Source organism: Mycobacterium gordonae, from assembly GCF_002101675.1.
In the GTDB taxonomy this organism is placed as follows: domain Bacteria; phylum Actinomycetota; class Actinomycetes; order Mycobacteriales; family Mycobacteriaceae; genus Mycobacterium; species Mycobacterium gordonae.
The window spans coordinates 167,349-184,028 of the sequence record NZ_LQOY01000155.1 but is presented as its reverse complement, the minus strand read 5'-3'; the positions used below and the strand labels follow the sequence as shown (position 1 = coordinate 184,028).

Annotated in this window: 22 protein-coding genes; 5 read left to right on the top strand and 17 right to left on the bottom strand. The window is 65.8% G+C overall.

Annotated features, from left to right (window positions below; translation table 11 throughout):
- Positions 1-77: 77 nt before the first annotated feature.
- Positions 78-935, bottom strand: coding sequence for a helix-turn-helix transcriptional regulator (locus tag AWC08_RS22750; RefSeq protein WP_065137365.1), 858 nt, complete (start codon positions 933-935; stop codon positions 78-80).
- Between the two features lie 73 nt (positions 936-1,008).
- Here AWC08_RS22750 and AWC08_RS22745 point away from each other — a divergent pair, with 73 nt between their 5' ends.
- Together AWC08_RS22745 and AWC08_RS35625 are read left to right on the top strand one after the other, a co-directional pair.
- On the top strand, positions 1,009-1,656 hold the full coding sequence (locus AWC08_RS22745; RefSeq protein ID WP_069433035.1) for a class I SAM-dependent methyltransferase: 648 nt from the start codon (positions 1,009-1,011) through the stop codon (positions 1,654-1,656).
- Positions 1,657-1,878: 222 nt separating this feature from the next.
- Positions 1,879-2,094, top strand: a complete 216-nt coding sequence (locus tag AWC08_RS35625) for a hypothetical protein (RefSeq protein ID WP_142283731.1) — start codon at positions 1,879-1,881, stop codon at positions 2,092-2,094.
- Positions 2,095-2,117: 23 nt separating this feature from the next.
- On the opposite strand, the gene AWC08_RS22740 is transcribed toward AWC08_RS35625, so the two are convergent.
- Together AWC08_RS22740 and AWC08_RS22735 are read right to left on the bottom strand one after the other, a co-directional pair.
- A complete protein-coding gene (locus AWC08_RS22740) occupies positions 2,118-3,350 on the bottom strand; it encodes a zinc-dependent alcohol dehydrogenase (RefSeq protein WP_069433034.1) in 1,233 nt (410 codons plus the stop codon).
- On the bottom strand, positions 3,347-4,120 hold the full coding sequence (locus tag AWC08_RS22735) for an SDR family NAD(P)-dependent oxidoreductase (RefSeq protein ID WP_069433033.1): 774 nt from the start codon (positions 4,118-4,120) through the stop codon (positions 3,347-3,349). The genes AWC08_RS22740 and AWC08_RS22735 overlap by 4 nt, the downstream gene beginning before the upstream one ends.
- 109 nt (positions 4,121-4,229) lie before the next feature.
- Between AWC08_RS22735 and AWC08_RS22730 the strand changes: the two genes are divergently transcribed.
- On the top strand, positions 4,230-5,153 hold the full coding sequence (locus AWC08_RS22730; RefSeq protein ID WP_069433032.1) for a class I SAM-dependent methyltransferase: 924 nt from the start codon (positions 4,230-4,232) through the stop codon (positions 5,151-5,153).
- Here the strand turns inward: AWC08_RS22730 and sppA are convergent.
- On the bottom strand, positions 5,138-6,925 hold the full coding sequence (gene sppA, locus AWC08_RS22725; protein ID WP_069433031.1) for a signal peptide peptidase SppA: 1,788 nt from the start codon (positions 6,923-6,925) through the stop codon (positions 5,138-5,140). The two genes, AWC08_RS22730 and sppA, sit on opposite strands and share 16 nt — an antisense overlap.
- 49 nt (positions 6,926-6,974) lie before the next feature.
- Between sppA and AWC08_RS22720 the strand changes: the two genes are divergently transcribed.
- The gene (locus tag AWC08_RS22720; protein ID WP_065137413.1) at positions 6,975-7,901 is read left to right on the top strand and encodes an LLM class flavin-dependent oxidoreductase; all 927 of its coding nucleotides are present in this window, start codon (positions 6,975-6,977) and stop codon (positions 7,899-7,901) included.
- A gap of 69 nt (positions 7,902-7,970) precedes the next feature.
- Here the strand turns inward: AWC08_RS22720 and rplO are convergent, their stop codons facing one another.
- From rplO to AWC08_RS22655, 13 genes are all read right to left on the bottom strand, one after another.
- Positions 7,971-8,411 (bottom strand): 50S ribosomal protein L15, encoded by a 441-nt coding sequence (gene rplO / locus AWC08_RS22715; RefSeq protein ID WP_065137371.1) that lies wholly within the window; start codon positions 8,409-8,411, stop codon positions 7,971-7,973.
- Positions 8,408-8,605: a 50S ribosomal protein L30 gene (gene rpmD / locus AWC08_RS22710; protein ID WP_055580328.1), complete on the bottom strand. Its 198-nt coding sequence runs from the start codon at positions 8,603-8,605 to the stop codon at positions 8,408-8,410. Before rpmD ends, rplO begins: the two co-directional genes overlap by 4 nt.
- A complete protein-coding gene (gene rpsE / locus AWC08_RS22705) occupies positions 8,602-9,276 on the bottom strand; it encodes a 30S ribosomal protein S5 (protein WP_065137372.1) in 675 nt (224 codons plus the stop codon). Before rpsE ends, rpmD begins: the two co-directional genes overlap by 4 nt.
- 37 nt (positions 9,277-9,313) lie before the next feature.
- A complete protein-coding gene (gene rplR, locus AWC08_RS22700) occupies positions 9,314-9,682 on the bottom strand; it encodes a 50S ribosomal protein L18 (protein WP_120794575.1) in 369 nt (122 codons plus the stop codon).
- Between the two features lie 35 nt (positions 9,683-9,717).
- On the bottom strand, positions 9,718-10,257 hold the full coding sequence (gene rplF / locus AWC08_RS22695; RefSeq protein WP_065137373.1) for a 50S ribosomal protein L6: 540 nt from the start codon (positions 10,255-10,257) through the stop codon (positions 9,718-9,720).
- A gap of 23 nt (positions 10,258-10,280) precedes the next feature.
- Positions 10,281-10,679, bottom strand: coding sequence for a 30S ribosomal protein S8 (gene rpsH / locus AWC08_RS22690; protein ID WP_065137374.1), 399 nt, complete (start codon positions 10,677-10,679; stop codon positions 10,281-10,283).
- 20 nt (positions 10,680-10,699) lie between these two features.
- On the bottom strand, positions 10,700-10,885 hold the full coding sequence (locus AWC08_RS22685) for a type Z 30S ribosomal protein S14 (protein WP_055580333.1): 186 nt from the start codon (positions 10,883-10,885) through the stop codon (positions 10,700-10,702).
- A 4-nt stretch (positions 10,886-10,889) separates the two neighbouring features.
- A complete protein-coding gene (gene rplE, locus AWC08_RS22680; RefSeq protein ID WP_055580334.1) occupies positions 10,890-11,453 on the bottom strand; it encodes a 50S ribosomal protein L5 in 564 nt (187 codons plus the stop codon).
- Between the two features lie 2 nt (positions 11,454-11,455).
- Positions 11,456-11,773 (bottom strand): 50S ribosomal protein L24, encoded by a 318-nt coding sequence (gene rplX / locus AWC08_RS22675; protein ID WP_065137375.1) that lies wholly within the window; start codon positions 11,771-11,773, stop codon positions 11,456-11,458.
- On the bottom strand, positions 11,774-12,142 hold the full coding sequence (rplN, locus tag AWC08_RS22670) for a 50S ribosomal protein L14 (RefSeq protein ID WP_065137376.1): 369 nt from the start codon (positions 12,140-12,142) through the stop codon (positions 11,774-11,776). It abuts the gene before it with no gap.
- 196 nt (positions 12,143-12,338) lie between these two features.
- Positions 12,339-13,250 (bottom strand): DUF4436 domain-containing protein, encoded by a 912-nt coding sequence (locus AWC08_RS22665; RefSeq protein ID WP_372513545.1) that lies wholly within the window; start codon positions 13,248-13,250, stop codon positions 12,339-12,341.
- Positions 13,251-13,446: 196 nt separating this feature from the next.
- A complete protein-coding gene (locus tag AWC08_RS22660) occupies positions 13,447-14,334 on the bottom strand; it encodes a DUF4436 domain-containing protein (RefSeq protein WP_232007769.1) in 888 nt (295 codons plus the stop codon).
- 16 nt (positions 14,335-14,350) lie between these two features.
- Complete coding sequence (locus AWC08_RS22655; protein WP_232007772.1) at positions 14,351-15,265, bottom strand: DUF4436 domain-containing protein; 915 nt, start codon at positions 15,263-15,265, stop codon at positions 14,351-14,353.
- A 283-nt stretch (positions 15,266-15,548) separates the two neighbouring features.
- On the opposite strand from AWC08_RS22655, the gene pstS reads away from it, so the two are divergent.
- Positions 15,549-16,679, top strand: coding sequence for a phosphate ABC transporter substrate-binding protein PstS (gene pstS / locus AWC08_RS22650; protein ID WP_065137379.1), 1,131 nt, complete (start codon positions 15,549-15,551; stop codon positions 16,677-16,679).
- Position 16,680 lies beyond the last annotated feature (1 nt).

The following is a 16,680-nucleotide window of genomic DNA, read 5'->3' as shown; positions in this document are numbered from 1 at the left end:
GGCCGCTTGCCCGCTCGGCCGCTCGCCCGCCGAGTGGGAACCTCACGACGCGACACGCGGCGGACACGTCGTGATTTTCACCCTCGGCGGACCTGGCCGGCACGCCACTGCCGAGGAGAACCGCCGTGGGCACGGCTGAAGAGTCTGCTGAAATACCCCGCGTCTGATATGCCGACACGCCTGGCGACCTCACCGATCGGCAGATCGGTCTGAGCCAACAGGTCACGGGCTTCGGCCATGCGCCGTTCGATGATCCACTCCTGCACCGTCCGGCCGGTGCGCCGGCGTACCACCGTGGTCAGGTGTCCGGGAGTCATTCCCACCTCGCCGGCCACGTCGCGTAACGACAACGACTCGCCGTGGCGCCTGTCGATCACCGCGAAGACGTCGGCCAACAGCGGTTCACCGCTGCGGCGCAGATCGTCGACCACGTCACCGGCCAGGCGGGCCAGCTCGATCAGCAGCAGGGTCAGGTGTGCCAGTGCAGCCTGTCGGTAGCTCTCCTGCCGCGCGGTCAGTTCGCTCTCGATTGATGCGATCGTGCGGCCCCACAGTGGTCTGCGGTCGGCGGGCACTACCAGGCGCAACACCCCGCCGGAATGCCCATGCAGGAAGGGAAAGAGCAGGGGGTGTGTTTGCCACGCGGGCCAGGGCGATCGCGCGTCCTCACCGAGGGCGACCGGATCAAAGAACACCGCGATCCCGTCACCGACGGGGAAGACCTGCTTCGGGTCCAGTACCTTCCCTGGGGCGGCGATGTACACCACACCCGCCTCGGGCACATACCAAAGCGCGGGGAAGTCGTGGATATGCGGGCGCCCTTCAGCGAACTCGTGGTAGCGGACCACTGAAACAGGCGGGGTCTCGGGATCTGTCCGGTATCGGTAGACGGGCACACCATCGCGATGCCGGCTGAGCCGGGTGGCCTGAGTCATACGGCCAAAGATAATCCAGATTTCGGCGACTATCGCCCAAACTAGCACCGCTGCAGCGCGCAACCATGAACTTATGACCAAACATCATCCACATGACTATCTTCCAGCGACCGGCCACCCGGCGCTGCTGCCGGCCTATGATCTGATGTCACGGTTGCTGGGATTCGACAGTGTCTACCAGAGGCTGATCGAGCAGGCCGGACTAGCGGACGGTCAGCACGTCTTGGAGATCGGCTGCGGCACCGGCAACGTCATTATCGGAGCCAAGCGGTCCTGTCCCGGCATCGACGCGGTCGGATCCGACCCCGACACTTCGATACTCGCCCGGGCGCGGCGAAAGGCAGCCGGATTGAGCGGAATTCGATTAGACCATGCCTACGCCCAGCGGTTGCCCTACGCCGACGGCGAGTTCGACCGGGTCTTCTCGTCGATGATGCTGCATCATGTCGGCCCGGACGCGAAACATGCTGTGGCGGCCGAGATCTTCCGGGTGCTGCGTCCGGGTGGGCGGCTGCATCTGGTCGACATCACCGGCGGGGAACACGTCCACCGCGGTCTGCTGGCACGCCTGGTGAAGCGCAATCCCCATTTCAGTGAGAACATCGGCGACGCGATTCCGCGGCTGCTGAGCGAGGCCGGGTTTGAGTGCAGCAAGGTAGCTACGCAGTCGCAGCGCGTGGTCGGGCAAATCAGTTTCTACCAGGCCGTCCGTCCTGCGTAGTTGAGTGCCACCAGGCTCTCGCATCGTGATATCACCGCCGATATCGACGCGATTCGATGTGTCGCCCGGCCCGTCCCAGGCGACACATCAGTAACGCCAGCAAGGTGGCACTAGGCTGTGAAACGTGATATCACCGCCGATATCAACGCAATTCGCTGTGTCGCCGCCATCCGAACTTGTCGGTGGTCTCCCATAGCATTTCAGGTGTGGCAGCGAGCACGCGTGGGGAGATCGTGGCGGTCTTCGGACGCCTCCGACGAAACCCCGGAGCGGTTGTGCGCGCCGACCTTTGAAGCGCTGACCACCCCGGAACTCATGCGATTGGTGGAGCGCGACGAACGCGACGAACGCCGGGACCGCTCCGTCCGCCACGCCTTAATCGACCAACTAGCCAACCAGGCCACCGAAGAAGAACTCGACGGCACACTACCCGATTGACCGACATCCGCGGAACTGCGCACCTAACGCTGATCGATCGCCACCTTCACCGCACCACTGCGGCCCTGCTCGGCGATCGCCAAGAAGGCATCCCGCCACTCGGCCAGCCGGAACGTGTGAGTGAGCATGGGCCGCAGATCTATTCGCCCCTCACCGGCGAGGTCGAGGTAGTGCGCGATGGCGTGCTGGCGCACACCCTGCACCTCCTCGACACCGAACGCATTGGACCCGACGAGGCTGATCTCCTTGAAGTACAGCGGGCTCCACTCCCAGCGCCCGGGAGCATGAACGCCCGCCTTCACCAGCGTTCCGCGCGCCCTCAGCACCCGTACTCCGACCTCGAAGGTCTCCGGCTTGCCCACGGTGTCGTACACGACGTCCACCGCCCCGGGGTACGCCATCGGCAGACCAGCGAGCGGCTGCCGCAGCCGCCCACCGCCCCATGCGACCAGCTCCTCGATGACCACCGAACGTGGCTCGTGTGCAACTACTTTGGTCGCCCCGAACGTCCGGGCCAATTCCGCCTGAGCGGAAAAACGTGCCACCACGGCCACCGCCACATCCGGATACAGCGCACGCAAAATCGCCACCGCGCACAACCCCAGCGAACCGGCCCCGTACACCAAGACGCGGCCCGAACGAGGCGGCGGATGCCGCGTGATCGCATGCAGCGACACCGAGAACGGATCGGCGAACACCGCCGTCTCGTCGAGCACCGAATCGGGCACCGGGAAGAGCATGCTGTCGTGGGCGGGCATCAACTCCGCGTAGCCGCCGGTGACGTCGGCCGACACCCCTGTGTGAATACCAGGCTTGATGTCGCCGTCGGTGAAGCTCCAGCAGAGGCTGTAGTCACCGCTGTCGCACGCCGGACACAAGGGCGCAATGCCCCGCGGTGCGCAAGAGAGCCACGGGTTGAGCACCACCCGCTGACCTACCTCGACGCCTCGCGCCTTCGGCCCCAACTCGACCACATCGGCCACCACCTCGTGGCCCATCACTTGTGGAAAAGAACAGAACGCGGCCAGGGCGTTGTCGGCGTCGTCAGCGCCGAAGTCCATCAGAATCTGCTTCGAGTCCGACCCGCAGATTCCGGTCAGACGGGGTCGGGTGATTACCCAATCATCTTGCAGCAGAACGGGATCCGGCACCTCCCGCAACGCTGCAGGGGTGCGGGCCAGATTCTGGGCGAGCGCACCAGCGTCCGCCGGAACCGCCAGCGGCTCAGGCGCCACGCCATAGACGAGCGCCCTCACTGACGCGCCATGCCGGCGATGAACGCGTCCACATCGGCGTTCTTGGCATCAACCACCGCCTTCAGGTCGGGCAGGTAGTGCTCGAAGCGGTCGCTGGCCATTGCCGCGATAATGCCCTCGGCGACCTCCTCCGGCGAGACCTTGGGTCCGGTGTAGACGGGCGGCTCGTTGTCGGGCTGGTCCCAGATTTCGGTCTCGACGGGACCCGGCTGAATCAGCTTCACCGATACACCGGTGCCCGCGAGGTCGATGGCCATCGCCTCGCTCCAGCCGCACAAAGCAAACTTGCTGGCGCAGTAGGCGGATTCGGTGGCAATGCCCAGTCGCCCCGCAACGCTCGACACATTGACTACGGCACCCGTGCGTCGCGCCAGCATCCGCGGCAACAGCGCCAGCGTCAGCCGCATCGGGGCGAGGAAGTTGACCCGCATGACATCTTCAACCTCGATCGGTTTGAGCGCCGTCACGTTGCGCCGCTTGGGAATTGCGGCGTTGTTGATCAGCACGTCGATGCCGCCCATGGCGTGCCAGGCCTGTAGCGCCAGCCTGCTCGCAGTGATGCCGTCGGCGAGATCGGCCACCCACATCGTAGAGTCCGGCGAACTGACGCGGCAGTCATGCAAGACGTCGGCCAGCCGGTCCTCACGACGGGCGACCAGCCCGACCACGGCGCCCCGCGCGGCCAAGCCCCTGGCCAGGGCCGCACCGATCCCCGATGAAGCGCCCGTGATGAGGGCACGCTTGCCAATTAACGAAGCCGGGTTACTCATCTCATGAGCGTGCCTCAATAAGACCGTCGGCTCAATTTCCTACCCCGGAAATGCCATGGATCGGCACGACGTTGTATACACGGCAGTAACCGCGACAGATAGGACAGGCATGCCACGCGCTCACGACGACAACTGGGATCTTGCCTCGAGCGTCGGCGCCACCGCGACCATGGTCGCGGCTGGGCGCGCGATGGTGACCAAGGCGCCCGACGGCTTGATCAACGATCCGTTCGCCGAACCACTGGTGAGGGCGGTCGGAGTGGACTTCTTCACCAAGATGATGGACGGAGAGCTCGGCACCGAGGCGCTCGAGGACTTCAGGCCTGAGCGGGTACAGGCGATGATCGGCGGAATGGGTGTGCGCACGAAGTACTTTGACGAGTACTTCATCGACGCCACCAATGCGGGAATCCGCCAGGTCGTGATTCTTGCGTCCGGGTTGGACGCGCGCGCCTACCGGTTGCCCTGGCCGGACGGGACGGTGCTCTACGAGATCGACCAGCCGCAGGTGATCGAGTTCAAGACAACAACCCTGGCCGACATCGGGGCCGAACCCACCGCCACTCGGCGCGCCGTGGCGATCGACCTGCGCGGAGACTGGCCCACCGCAGTCACGCAGGCCGGGCTGGACACCTCACAACCGACGGCGTGGCTCGCCGAAGGCCTGCTGATCTACTTGCCCCCGGAAGCCCAGGACCGGCTGTTCGACAACATCACCGCCCTCAGCGCCCCGGGCAGCACCGTCGCAACCGAATTCGTGCCCGGCATAGTCGATTTCGACGTCGAGAAAGCCTCAGAGATGTCCGGCCGCTTCCGCGACCACGGGCTCGACATCGACATGGGCTCCCTGGTGTACTCCGGCGCCCGCAACCACGTCGTCGACTATCTGCGCGACAAGGGCTGGGACGCCGACGGGGTGACGCGGACGGAGCTGTTCGAGCAGCACGGCCTGCAGATTCCCGCACCCGACGACGATGACCCGCTCGGCGAAATCATCTTCATCAGCGGGCGACTCGATCAGAAGCGCGCCTGACCCACCCACAGCACGTTGGCGCCGCTCATCGTCTGCTCGACCTGCGAGACGATCCCGGCCACCGAGCGGGTGAGCAGCGCCCCCACCGCTTCAGCCAGCGACGCCGCCCCCGGCTGTGACGACGCCCGCGGCCGCAGCATGTCCAGCAGCGACGAGCCAGGGTAGCTCAGGATGCGAACTTCGGTGTCCGGGTCCAGCCCGGCCAGTACCTTGGCGCGGCGCACCGCCGTCCGAAGGCCACCGAGCTCGTCGACCAGACCGCGCTCCAGTGCGTCGGCACCCGTCCAAACCCGGCCACGCGCAACCTTATCCACGTCTTTGGTGGTCAGATTGCGGCCGTCGGCGACGCGCTGGACGAAGTCTGTGTAGAACAAGTCGGCGTCGGCTTCCTGCCGCGCCTGCTGCTGCGGTGTGAAAGGCGCGTCGATCGACCAGGCGTCGGCGTTCGCATTGGTGCGCACCGTGTCTGAGCCCACTCCCAACCGCTCCTTGAGGTCCCGAACCACCAGCTTTCCGGTGATGACCCCGATCGAGCCGGTGATCGTGCCGGGGTTGGCCACGATCGCGTCCGCTGCCATCGACACGTAGTAGCCACCGGAAGCGGCAACCGAACCCATCGACGCCACCACCGGCTTGCCGCGTTCGCGAGCTCGCTTGACCTCCCGCCAGATCGTTTCCGATGCGGTGACGGAGCCCCCGGGACTGTCGACCCGCACCACGATCGCGGACACCGAATCGTCGTCCGCCACCTCCCGCAGTGCCGCCGCGATGGTGTCGCCGCCCGCATTCGAGGGACCCAGGGGGATGCCCTGCGGCCCACCACGGCCGTTGACGATCGCCCCTTCGACGGTGACCACCGCGATGGTGGGCTTAGCCCGGCGCCCCGGGATAGCGGGCACTGGCGGTGTCAGACGCGGCCGTGCCGCTCCCGCGTAACGCGCCAGATACATCCGCGGCGGTTTCTCTTCGGCGTCGACGTCCTCGCCGGAGGAACCGTTGCTGACCAATTCCGCCATTCGGGCGTAGGCCTCGTCGCGGAATCCGATGCGGTCGACCAGCCCGGAGGCCAGGGCGTCGTCGCGCATCAGCGGAGCCCGGTCGGCCATCTGGTCCAGCGCATCGACGGCGATCTTGCGCGACTCGCCCACCGCCTGCCACACCTGAGCCTGAATGCTCTCCAGCATGCGGGTGACCGCTTCGCGGTGCGCATCGGTGAAGCCGTCCTCGGTGAAAAGGTTTGCCGCAGATTTGTATTCGCCGCGCGCGACGAATTGGGCTTCGATGCCCGCCTTGTCCAGCGCGTCGCGCAAGAACATCGCATTGGCCGCGAAGCCGATCAGCCCTACGCCCCCGGACGGCTGCATCCAGATCTCGCGAAACGCCGAAGCCAGGTAGTACGACAGGGTGCCCGGGTACGTTTCCGCCCACGCGACAGACGGCTTGACGGCGCTGAAGGCGGCGATCGCATCACGCAATTCCTGAACCGCCCCCATCGGCGACGGCGGTAGCTGTACCTGGGCGATCAGCCCCGCGACTCGCGGGTCCTCGGCGGCGCGGTGGATGGTGGCGACCGTCTCGCGCAGCGACATCTGGCGGCCACCGCCGGTGATGATCGTCAACGGGTCGAAGCCAGTGGTCTCCGGAGGCGTGCTGCGCAGGCTCAACTCCAAGACACAACCGTTGGGCACGCCGTGGTGGCGAGCGGTGTCGACCCGGTTGACCAGGGCACGCACATCATCGACGCCGGGCAGCGAAGGCAAAAACGCGAACATGTTAGATAGCCTACCGAGCGCCGCCGACCCGGCCCGTACGGTGGAGCGCGTGAGGTACTCGATCGCCATCCCTCAACTCGCCTCAGGCGACTTCGACGCCGACGGGCTGCGCTCGTACCTGGCCCGTGCGGAGCAGCTCGGATTCGAGGGCGGCTGGGTGCTCGAGCAGATCATCGGTGACGCGCCATTGCTCGCACCACTCGAGCTGCTCGCTTACGCGGCGGCCTGCACCCAGCGGCTGCGCCTGGGGGTCGCCGTCCTGGTGACGTCGCTGCATGATCCGTTGCAGTTGGCCTCGGCGATCACCGCCGTCGACCGTCTCAGCCACGGCCGGCTCGACGTCGGTGTCGCTCCTGGCGGGAGCCGGCGCCGGTTTGCAGCCTTCGGCGTCGATAAGGACAGCTTCATCAGCCATTTCACCGAGGGCCTGCAGTTGATGAAGGCGGCGTGGTCGGACGAGCCCAGGGTGACGTTCCACGGCAGATTCCGCGATGTCGACGACTTGCCGATTCAGCCGAAGCCGGTACAGCGGCCACACCCGCCGATCTGGTTCGGCGGTCTGGCGCCCAAGGCGCTGGCCCGGGCAGTGCGGCACGGCGACGCCTTTCTCGGCGCCGGCTCGTCGTCCACGGCGGATTTCGCCAAAGCCGTAGAGATCGTGCGCCGTGAACTGACCGAACAACAGAAAGACCCGGCAGGCTTCACCATCGGCAAGCGCGTGTATCTGATGATCGACGACGACGCCGACCGGGCCCGCGAACGCGTGCTCGCGGGGCTACATCGCATTTACGGAGGCATGGCCGGCGTCGAAGCGGTTCCGGTGTCGGGCACACCCAAAGATGTCATCCGGGGTCTGCGCGAAGTGATGTACGCCGGCGCCCAGATGCTGCTGTTCAATCCGGTGGGCGCGAATGTCGCAGAAGACCGCGAGCAGATGGAACGCCTTGCCGCAGAGGTGATTCCACGGCTCAGTTAGCTTGCGCGAGCAGACGCTCAAGCCCCCGACACGCCGTGCGTGCGGGGGCTTTTGCGTCTGCTCGCGGTACTACAGTTCGGTCGCGCTGCCACCGGCGGCGGTGATCTTGTCCCGCGCGCTGCCGCTGAACTTGTGCGCGGTCACAGCGACGTTGACGGTCAGCTTCCCGTCGCCTAGCACCTTGACCAACCCGTTCTTGCGGACGGCGCCCTTTGCCACCAACTCGTCGATGCCTACCGTGCCGCCCTCGGGGAACAACCGGTTGATATCGCCGACGTTGACGACCTGGTACTCGGTGCGGAACCGGTTGCGGAAGCCCTTGAGCTTGGGCAGCCGCATGTGGATGGGCATCTGCCCACCCTCGAAGGTCGACGGAACATTCTTGCGGGCCTTCGTACCCTTGGTGCCGCGGCCCGCGGTCTTGCCCTTGGAACCCTCACCGCGGCCGACTCGGGTGCGCGCGGTCTTCGACCCGGGCGCAGGCCGCAGGTCGTGCAGCTTGATGGTCACTGTGTCTTCCCTTCGGGCGCCGACTCCACCTCAACCAGGTGGTTCACCACTGCGATCAACCCGCGCGTCTGCGGGTTGTCTTCGCGGATCACCGAGTGGCGAATCTTGCGCAGACCCAGGGTTCGCAGGCTCTCGCGCTGCTTCCAGCGCGCACCGATGGTGCTGCGCACCTGGGTGATCTTCAACTGGCTCATTGTGCCGTTCCCTCTCGCGCTGCCGCTGCGGCCAGCGCGTCACTCTCGCGGCGGGCCTTGAGCATCCCGGCCGGTGCGACGTCCTCGATGGGCAGACCGCGCCGAGCGGCCACCTCTTCGGGACGCTGCAGCATCTTCAGTGCGGCCACGGTCGCGTGCACCACGTTGATCGCGTTGTCGCTACCCAGCGACTTGGCCAGGATGTCGTGCACGCCAGCGCATTCCAGCACCGCACGCGCCGCACCGCCGGCGATCACACCGGTACCGGGGCTGGCCGGGCGCAACAGCACGACGCCGGCAGCGGCCTCGCCCTGCACCGGGTGCGTGATGGTTCCGCGGATCAACGGCACCCGGAAGAAACCCTTGCGGGCCTCCTCGACGCCCTTGGCGATCGCGGCCGGAACCTCTTTGGCCTTGCCGTAACCGACGCCGACCATGCCGTTGCCGTCACCGACGATGACCAGAGCGGTGAAGCTGAAGCGCCGACCACCCTTGACCACCTTGGAGACCCGGTTGATAGCGACGACCCGCTCCAGGTAATTGCTCTTGTCGCCGTCCCGATCCCGGTCGCGACCGCCACGGCCGCCGCCGTCACGGCGACCCCGTCCGTCACGCGAGTCGCGGCCGTCGCGGCTGTCGGGGCCCTGCCCCCCAGCGGACTGTTCCGCCATTATGCGGTCCTTCCGTTCATCAAGCTGATGCTGCTCATCAGAATTGCAATCCGTTCTCGCGGGCAGCATCGGCCAATGCCGCAATCCGTCCACCGTAGGTGTAGCCGCCGCGGTCGAAGACCACGGAGTCGACCCCGGCAGCCTTGGCCCGCTCGGCGATCAACTGCCCGACCCGCACGCTGCGGGCCTTCTTGTCCCCGTCCAGACCGCGCACGTCGGCTTCGATCGACGAAGCCGCGGCCACGGTGGTGCCGTTGAGGTCATTGACCAGCTGCACGTGAATGTGCCGTGAAGACCGGTTGACCACCAGCCGGGGACGCTCCGCGGTGCCGGAGATCTTCTTGCGCAGCCGTGCGTGCCGGCGCAGCCGCGAGACCCGGCGGGTCGCGGATACGCTCTGCCCCACGGGCTTTTGCGCTTCAGCCTGTGATTGCGCCATGACTACTTACCTGTCTTTCCGACCTTGCGGCGGATCTGCTCACCCTCGTAGCGCACGCCCTTGCCCTTGTAGGGGTCGGGGCGGCGCAGACGGCGGATGTTCGCCGAGATCTGGCCGACCTTCTGCTTGTCGATTCCAGTGACCGTGAACTTCGTCGGAGCCTGCACCGCGAACGTGATGCCGTCCGGCGCCTCGATCACCACCGGGTGGCTGTAGCCGAGCGCGAACTCCAGGTTGCTGCCCTTGAGTTGCACGCGGTAGCCCACCCCGTAGATCTCCATCTTCGTGGTGTAACCCTCCGTCACGCCCGTGACCAGGTTGGCCACCAGGGTGCGCGACAGCCCGTGCAGCGAGCGGTTTTGCCGCTCGTCGTTCGGACGGGTAACCACGATGGCGCCATCGTCGTTGCGCGACACCGTGATCGGTTCGGCCACCGTCAGTTCGAGGGTGCCCTTGGGTCCCTTCACCGAGACGTTCTGGCCCTCGATCGTTACGTCGACTCCAGCGGGAACCGGAACCGGTTGCTTACCAATACGCGACATGATCCAAACTCCTCTACCACGCCCTACCAGACATAAGCGAGGACTTCGCCGCCCACGCCCTGTCTGGCTGCCTGACGGTCGGTGAGCAGACCCGACGACGTCGAAATGATCGCGACGCCAAGGCCTCCCAACACCCGCGGCAGGTTGGTCGACTTCGCGTACACCCGCAGGCCGGGCTTGGACACCCGCTTGAGACCCGCGATGCTGCGCTCGCGGCTGGGCCCGTACTTGAGCTGGACGACCAGCGACTTGCCGACCCGGGCATCCTCGGTGCGGAAGTCGGTGATGTAGCCCTCGCTCTTGAGGATCTGGGCGATGTTGGCCTTGATCTTGGAGTGCGGCAAGGTCACTTCGTCGTGGTACGCCGAGTTGGCGTTGCGCAGACGGGTCAAGAAGTCTGCGATGGGGTCCGTCATCGTCATGGTTTAGTCCCTGTGTCCTGTCACCAACTGCTCTTCTGCACGCCGGGCAACTCGCCCGCATGCGCCATCTCGCGCAGGCAGATCCGGCAGAGCCCGAACTTGCGGAACACCGCACGCGGACGGCCGCACTTGCTGCAGCGTGTGTAGCCGCGCACCGCGAACTTCGGCTTGCGGTTGGCTTTGTTGACCAGTGCCTTCTTCGCCATCTGCTCAGTTCTCCTTGAAGGGAAAGCCGAGGGCCCGCAACAGCGCTCGTCCTTCGTCGTCGTTCGTCGCCGAGGTGACGACGCTGATGTCCATACCGCGGACCCGGTCGATCTTGTCCACGTCGATCTCGTGGAACACCGACTGCTCGGCGAGACCGAAGGTGTAGTTGCCGACACCGTCGAACTGCTTGGGCGACAAGCCACGGAAGTCACGGATACGGGGCAGCGCGATCGACGTGAGCCGGTCCAGGAACTCCCACATCCGGTCGCCCCGCAGGGTGACCCGCGCGCCGATCGGCATGCCCTCGCGCAATTTGAACTGCGCAATGGACTTGCGCGCCTTGCGGATCTCGGGCTTCTGGCCGGTGATCAGCGACAGGTCATTGACGGCGCCGTTGATCAGCTTGGCGTCCCGAGCGGCCTCGCCGACGCCCATGTTGACCACGACCTTGGTCACGGTCGGGATCTGCATGACGTTGCCATAACCGAACTGCTTGTGCAGCGCATCCCGAATTTCGTTGCGGTAGCGCTCTTTCAGGCGCGGCTGGGTCTTCTCTGCAGTAGTCATCGTCAGATGTCCTTGCCGTTGCGCTTGGAGACGCGGACCCGCTTGCCGGTCTCCTCGTCCACGCGATAGCCGATGCGGGTGGGCTTGCCGTCGGAGTCGACCACCATCACGTTGGACACGTGGATCGGCGCTTCCTGGGTGACGATGCCACCCGAGCGGGCGCCGCGCTGGTTGGTCGAGACCGCGGTGTGCTTCTTGATGCGGTTGACGCCTTCAACCAGCACCCGGTTGCGGTCCGGGTAGGCCTGAATGACCTTGCCCTTGGCACCCTTGTCCTTGCCGGCGATGACCAGCACGGTGTCGCCTTTGTGGACCTTCACCTACAACACCTCCGGGGCGAGCGAGATGATCTTCATGAACTTCTTCTCCCGCAATTCGCGACCGACCGGCCCGAAGATGCGGGTACCGCGCGGGTCGTTGTCGGGCTTGATGATGACGGCGGCGTTCTCGTCGAACCTGATGTAGCTGCCGTCCGGGCGCCTGCGCTCCTTGACGGTGCGCACCACGACGGCCTTCACCACGTCACCCCGTTTGACGTTGCCGCCCGGGATGGCGTCCTTGACCGTGGCGACGATGATGTCACCGATGCCGGCATAGCGTCGCGACGAGCCGCCGAGCACGCGGATGCACAAGATCTCCTTGGCGCCGGTGTTGTCGGCGACCTTCAGCCGCGATTCTTGCTGAATCACTCGATCTCCTGACCTGGTGGAGGTGCGCGCGGCAGGCGAAACCCAAGCTCAATGAGCACCTGACGTGCGCGGTCTTGAAAAACAGTTGTCACCGAAGGGCACGCGGGGCCAGCTCCCTACCTTCAGAAGCCAGCCGAGGTCTGCCCAAGGCAACCCCTAGAGTCTAGGGGACACCCTGCTCAGCACCAAATTGCCGTCAGTCCCCCTGCCGGTGCCAGGCCAGGATGTAGAGGATCAGCGCGGTCGCGAGACCGATCAGCACCCAGATCACCACGGCCTGGTCCACCCAGGAGCCGGCGGGTGGGGAACCGGGCAGGATGTTGCGCAGCGGCACGACCGCAAACAGCATCGCCGCATACCAGGTGGAAAACGGTGGCAGGAACTTGCGCCGGCCGGTCAGCATCTGGATGGCCACGAACAGCGCCAACGTCGGCAGCGCAACCAATACCAGGCAGATCCCCAGGTCGAAGACCAGCGGTCCCTTTGCCCGCTTGATGGTGATGACCACGTTGTCGGGGCGGTTGGGGTCGTGGCTGTCGCGCCCGACCCTGGTCGCCGTGACGTCCCACCCTTCCAGTACGCCGGTCACCTCCACCCGGGCCGGCTTGTACTGACGGCCGTCGCCGGTCCCGACGAGCACGTCGGCCTGGATGGTGTCGGTGGTGTAGGTGTCGAACGGCCAGTCGCCGGGCTCGCCGTGCGCGGGGATCGTGGTGGCCACCTGCGCCGGCGACTTCCCCACCGGGTACTGCAGATCACCCAGGTCGTTCTGCGGGAAAAAACGCACCGACGTGTCGGTGTTCAGGACGTTCAGGCGATGGTCGACCATCGAATCATCAGGTTTGACAAGCACTTTCACGTCAAGACGATGCTCGACGGCGTGCAGTTGCTCGATGCGCACCAGGACCACGCTGTTGTCGGTGGTCGTCATGTCCGGTTCGGGCAGCGGCCCAGGCGAGGTGGCCAGGAGGTGGTAACCGAACAGCGACAACAGGTAGACGACGATGACGCTGACGACGATAGAGACATCCAGGATGAGGTGGCGGCGGCGCCCCTGCTGAGCGTCGTCCTGCGGGCTGTGTGCGGGCAGCGCGAACGTCTCATCCAGGTCGAACTCGGGTCGAGGGCCCACCGGCGCAGCCAACTCCCTGTGTACTGTCACTGCGCCAGATTAGCAATGCATTTGTTTGCTAGCAGCCTTTGTTACGACGCGCTACGCGCCTGTAACATTGCGCGTCACCTGCGTTAACACAGCGGCGGTGGCGCGGGCTCGGAGGCCCTGACTCACTTGCCGACGCGGATCCTCAAGCGCGATCTCGGTACCACGCCACGATGTAGATCACCATGGCGGCCGCCAGGCCCAGCAGCACCCAGATCACCAGGCCCTGGTCGATCCAGGCACCCGTCGGCGGGGAGCCCGGCAGGAAGTTGCGCAACGGCACCACGGCGAACAGCATCGCCGCGTACCAGGTGCCGAACGGCGGCAGGAATGGCCGCCGACGCGTCACCATCTGGATGGCGACGAACAACGCCACCGCCGGCAGCGTGATCAGTACCAGGCAGATACCGACGTCGAAGATACGTTGTGCCCTCGTTCGCTTGAGGGTGATGACGACGTCGTTGGGGCTGTCGTCGACCCGGGCGACGTCGATGTCGAAGCCGTCGGCCGATCCGTCCACCTCGATCTTGGCCGCCTCGTAGTGGCTGCCGTCGCCCGCCCCGACCAGCCACTCCGCCCGGATCGGGTCGGTGGTGTAGGTGTCCAACGGCCAGTTGCGTGGCTCACCCCGGGCCTCGATGGTGGTGTCTTTCGGTTCCGGCGCTTTCCCGTTCTCGTACGTCAGCTCCCCCATGTCGTCCTGCATGGGAAAGCGCACCGCCGTGTCGGCGGTCAGCCGCCCGGTGCGCGGATCGACGATCGCCTCATCCGGCTTCAGCACCAGGGTCACGTCGAGCAGGTTGTCTTTGTGGCGCAGGTTGTCGATGTGCACCTTGACCACCGTGTCCTTCGGGGAGCGCAGATCCACCTTGGGCAGCGGGTGCGGAGCCAGCCACTGATAGTTCAGCAGGGTGAAGATGTAGAAGGCGGCGAATCCGATGAGAATCGACGAGTCGAGCAGCAGGTGTTTGCGCACCGACATGTGTTTGTGCTCGGCAACTCCCGGATCGGGTGTGGGAGCGTCGGGCTGCACGAGGTCAGATGGTAGATCAGTCCCCTTGCCGGACCCAAGCGACGATATACAGGCTCATAGCCGTCACCAGTGCGATCAGCACCCACTGCACGATCGCCTGGTCGATCCACGATCCCGGCGGGGGAGCACCCGGGAGGATGTTGCGCAGCGGAACGATGGCAAACAGGTTCGCCGCGTACCAGGTCGCGAACGGCGGCAGAAACTTCCTCCTGCCCAACGCCATCGGCACCGCCACCAACAGAGCCAGGGTCGGCAGGGCGATGAGCACCAGGCAGATGCCCAGATCGAAGATCAGCGGACCCTTCGCCCTCTTGAAGGTGACGACCACGTTTCCGTTGTCGGTGGCGCGAGAGGTGGGAAGCGCGGCCGGGTCATGCACGCGGTTGACGCTGATTTCCCAGCCATCGAGCGCGCCGGTCACCTCCACGCGAGCGGGCACCTTTTTCAGGCTGTCGCCGGGCCCGACGAAGGCGTCGGCCGCGATCGGTTCGGTGCGGTAGGAGTCGAACGGCCAGTTGCCGGGGTCGCCGTGCGCTTCCACGGTGGTGCTGAGTTGGGCCGGCGCCTTGCCTTTCGGGTAGTGCAGGTCCCCCAGGTCGCTGGTGGGATACAAGCGTACGGCTACGTCGGTGCCCAGCACATCGAAACGGTTGTCGTACGACGAAATGCTGGGATAGACAAGGACATCCACCGTCAGGCGGTTGGCGACCGGTTTGAGCTCCTCGAGGCGCAACTGGACGATCGTGGCATCGCCACCGCCCTGGCTCAGGTCCAGCGGCGGCAGCGGACCCTCTGACCTCTGCAGAAAGTGAACGCCGACCAACGACAGGACGTAGAAGATGACGATGACCGTCAGGATGATGATGCCGACCAGGATGCGGGATTTCTCCGGCTTCTTCGCCGGCGCCGTCGCTTTGTCCGCCGACGGGATGGGTGGAGCTTCGGTGGTCACCGCACACCTCCGCTCGCCACACTGGCCTCCCTCACCTCCGGGACGGCACGACGTCAGATGCTAGCGAACCCGTCGGGCCCGCGCGCCTTGAGTGAATCTGATTCACCCGCAATACATCTGGTGGTAATCCAGCAGTCAGATCACAGCGCGGGACGACCCACCAGAACGTTCATCGGAGCATGCCGCCCGGTTCATCGGATGTTTGCCTGCGGTCCGATTCCGGCAGTTGTAAATGTCGGTGTGCCGTTGTGAAGGGAGCCTCATGAAGCGCGAACGACCGACCGTGGCCATCAGCGTGCTGGCCACGGGTGCGCTGCTGCTCTCCGCGTGCACCACCGCCCAGGCCACCCTCCCCTACGTCAGGGGCGCCAAAGTGGAGTGCGGCGGCAAACAGACCCTGACGGCCAGCGGATCGACCGCACAGGCGCACGCGATGAGGCGCTTCGTCGACGCCTACCACAACGCCTGCAGCCAACAGACGCTCACCTACAACGCCATCGGCTCGGGTGCGGGGATCAACGAATTTCTCTCCGGTAAAACCGATTTGGCCGGATCAGACACACCCCTGTCGGCCGAGCAGGCGGCCGCCGCCAAGGAGCGGTGCGGTGGTGCCGACGCCTGGAACCTGCCCGTCGTGTTCGGCCCGCTGGCCATTACCTACAACCTCGCCAACGTGGACACGCTGGTGATCGACGGGCCCACGCTCGCCAAGATCTTCAACGGCACGATCACGCGCTGGGACGACCCTGCGCTCACCGCGCTGAACGCGTCGATGCCGGCCGAAGACATCCGCGTCGTCTACCGCAGCGACGCTTCAGGCACCACCGACAACTTCCAGTCCTATCTGAACGCCGCGTCCGCCGGGGCGTGGAAGCAGGGCACCGGTAAGGCCTTCAACGGCGGCGTCGGCGTCGGCGCCGTCGGCAACAAGGGCACGGCGGAGTTGGTCAAATCCACCGAGGGTGCGATCAGCTACAACGAGTTGTCCTTCGCGCTCGAGCAAGGGCTTTACGCCGCCGAGATCAAGACACCGGCCAGCCGCCGGTCGCTGCGGCCCGTGCGGATCGGCACCGACACGGTCGGGAAAACCATCAGCGGCGCCAAGATCGTCGGCGCGGGCAACAACCTCGTGCTCGACATCTCGTCGTTCTACAACCCTGCCCAACCGGACGTCTACCCGATCGTCCTGGCCACCTACGAGATCGTCTGCTCCAAATACCCGGCACCGGATGTCGCGCAGGCGGTCAAGGCGTTCCTGCAGGCCGCGATCGGGCCGGGCCAGGTCGATGTGAACAAGCTCGGCTACATTCCGCTGCCGGCGGGATTCCAGGCCCGGGTGTCCGAAGCCGTGGACGCGATCGGCGGAGTGGGCGGCTCGCTGCAGGCGGAATGAC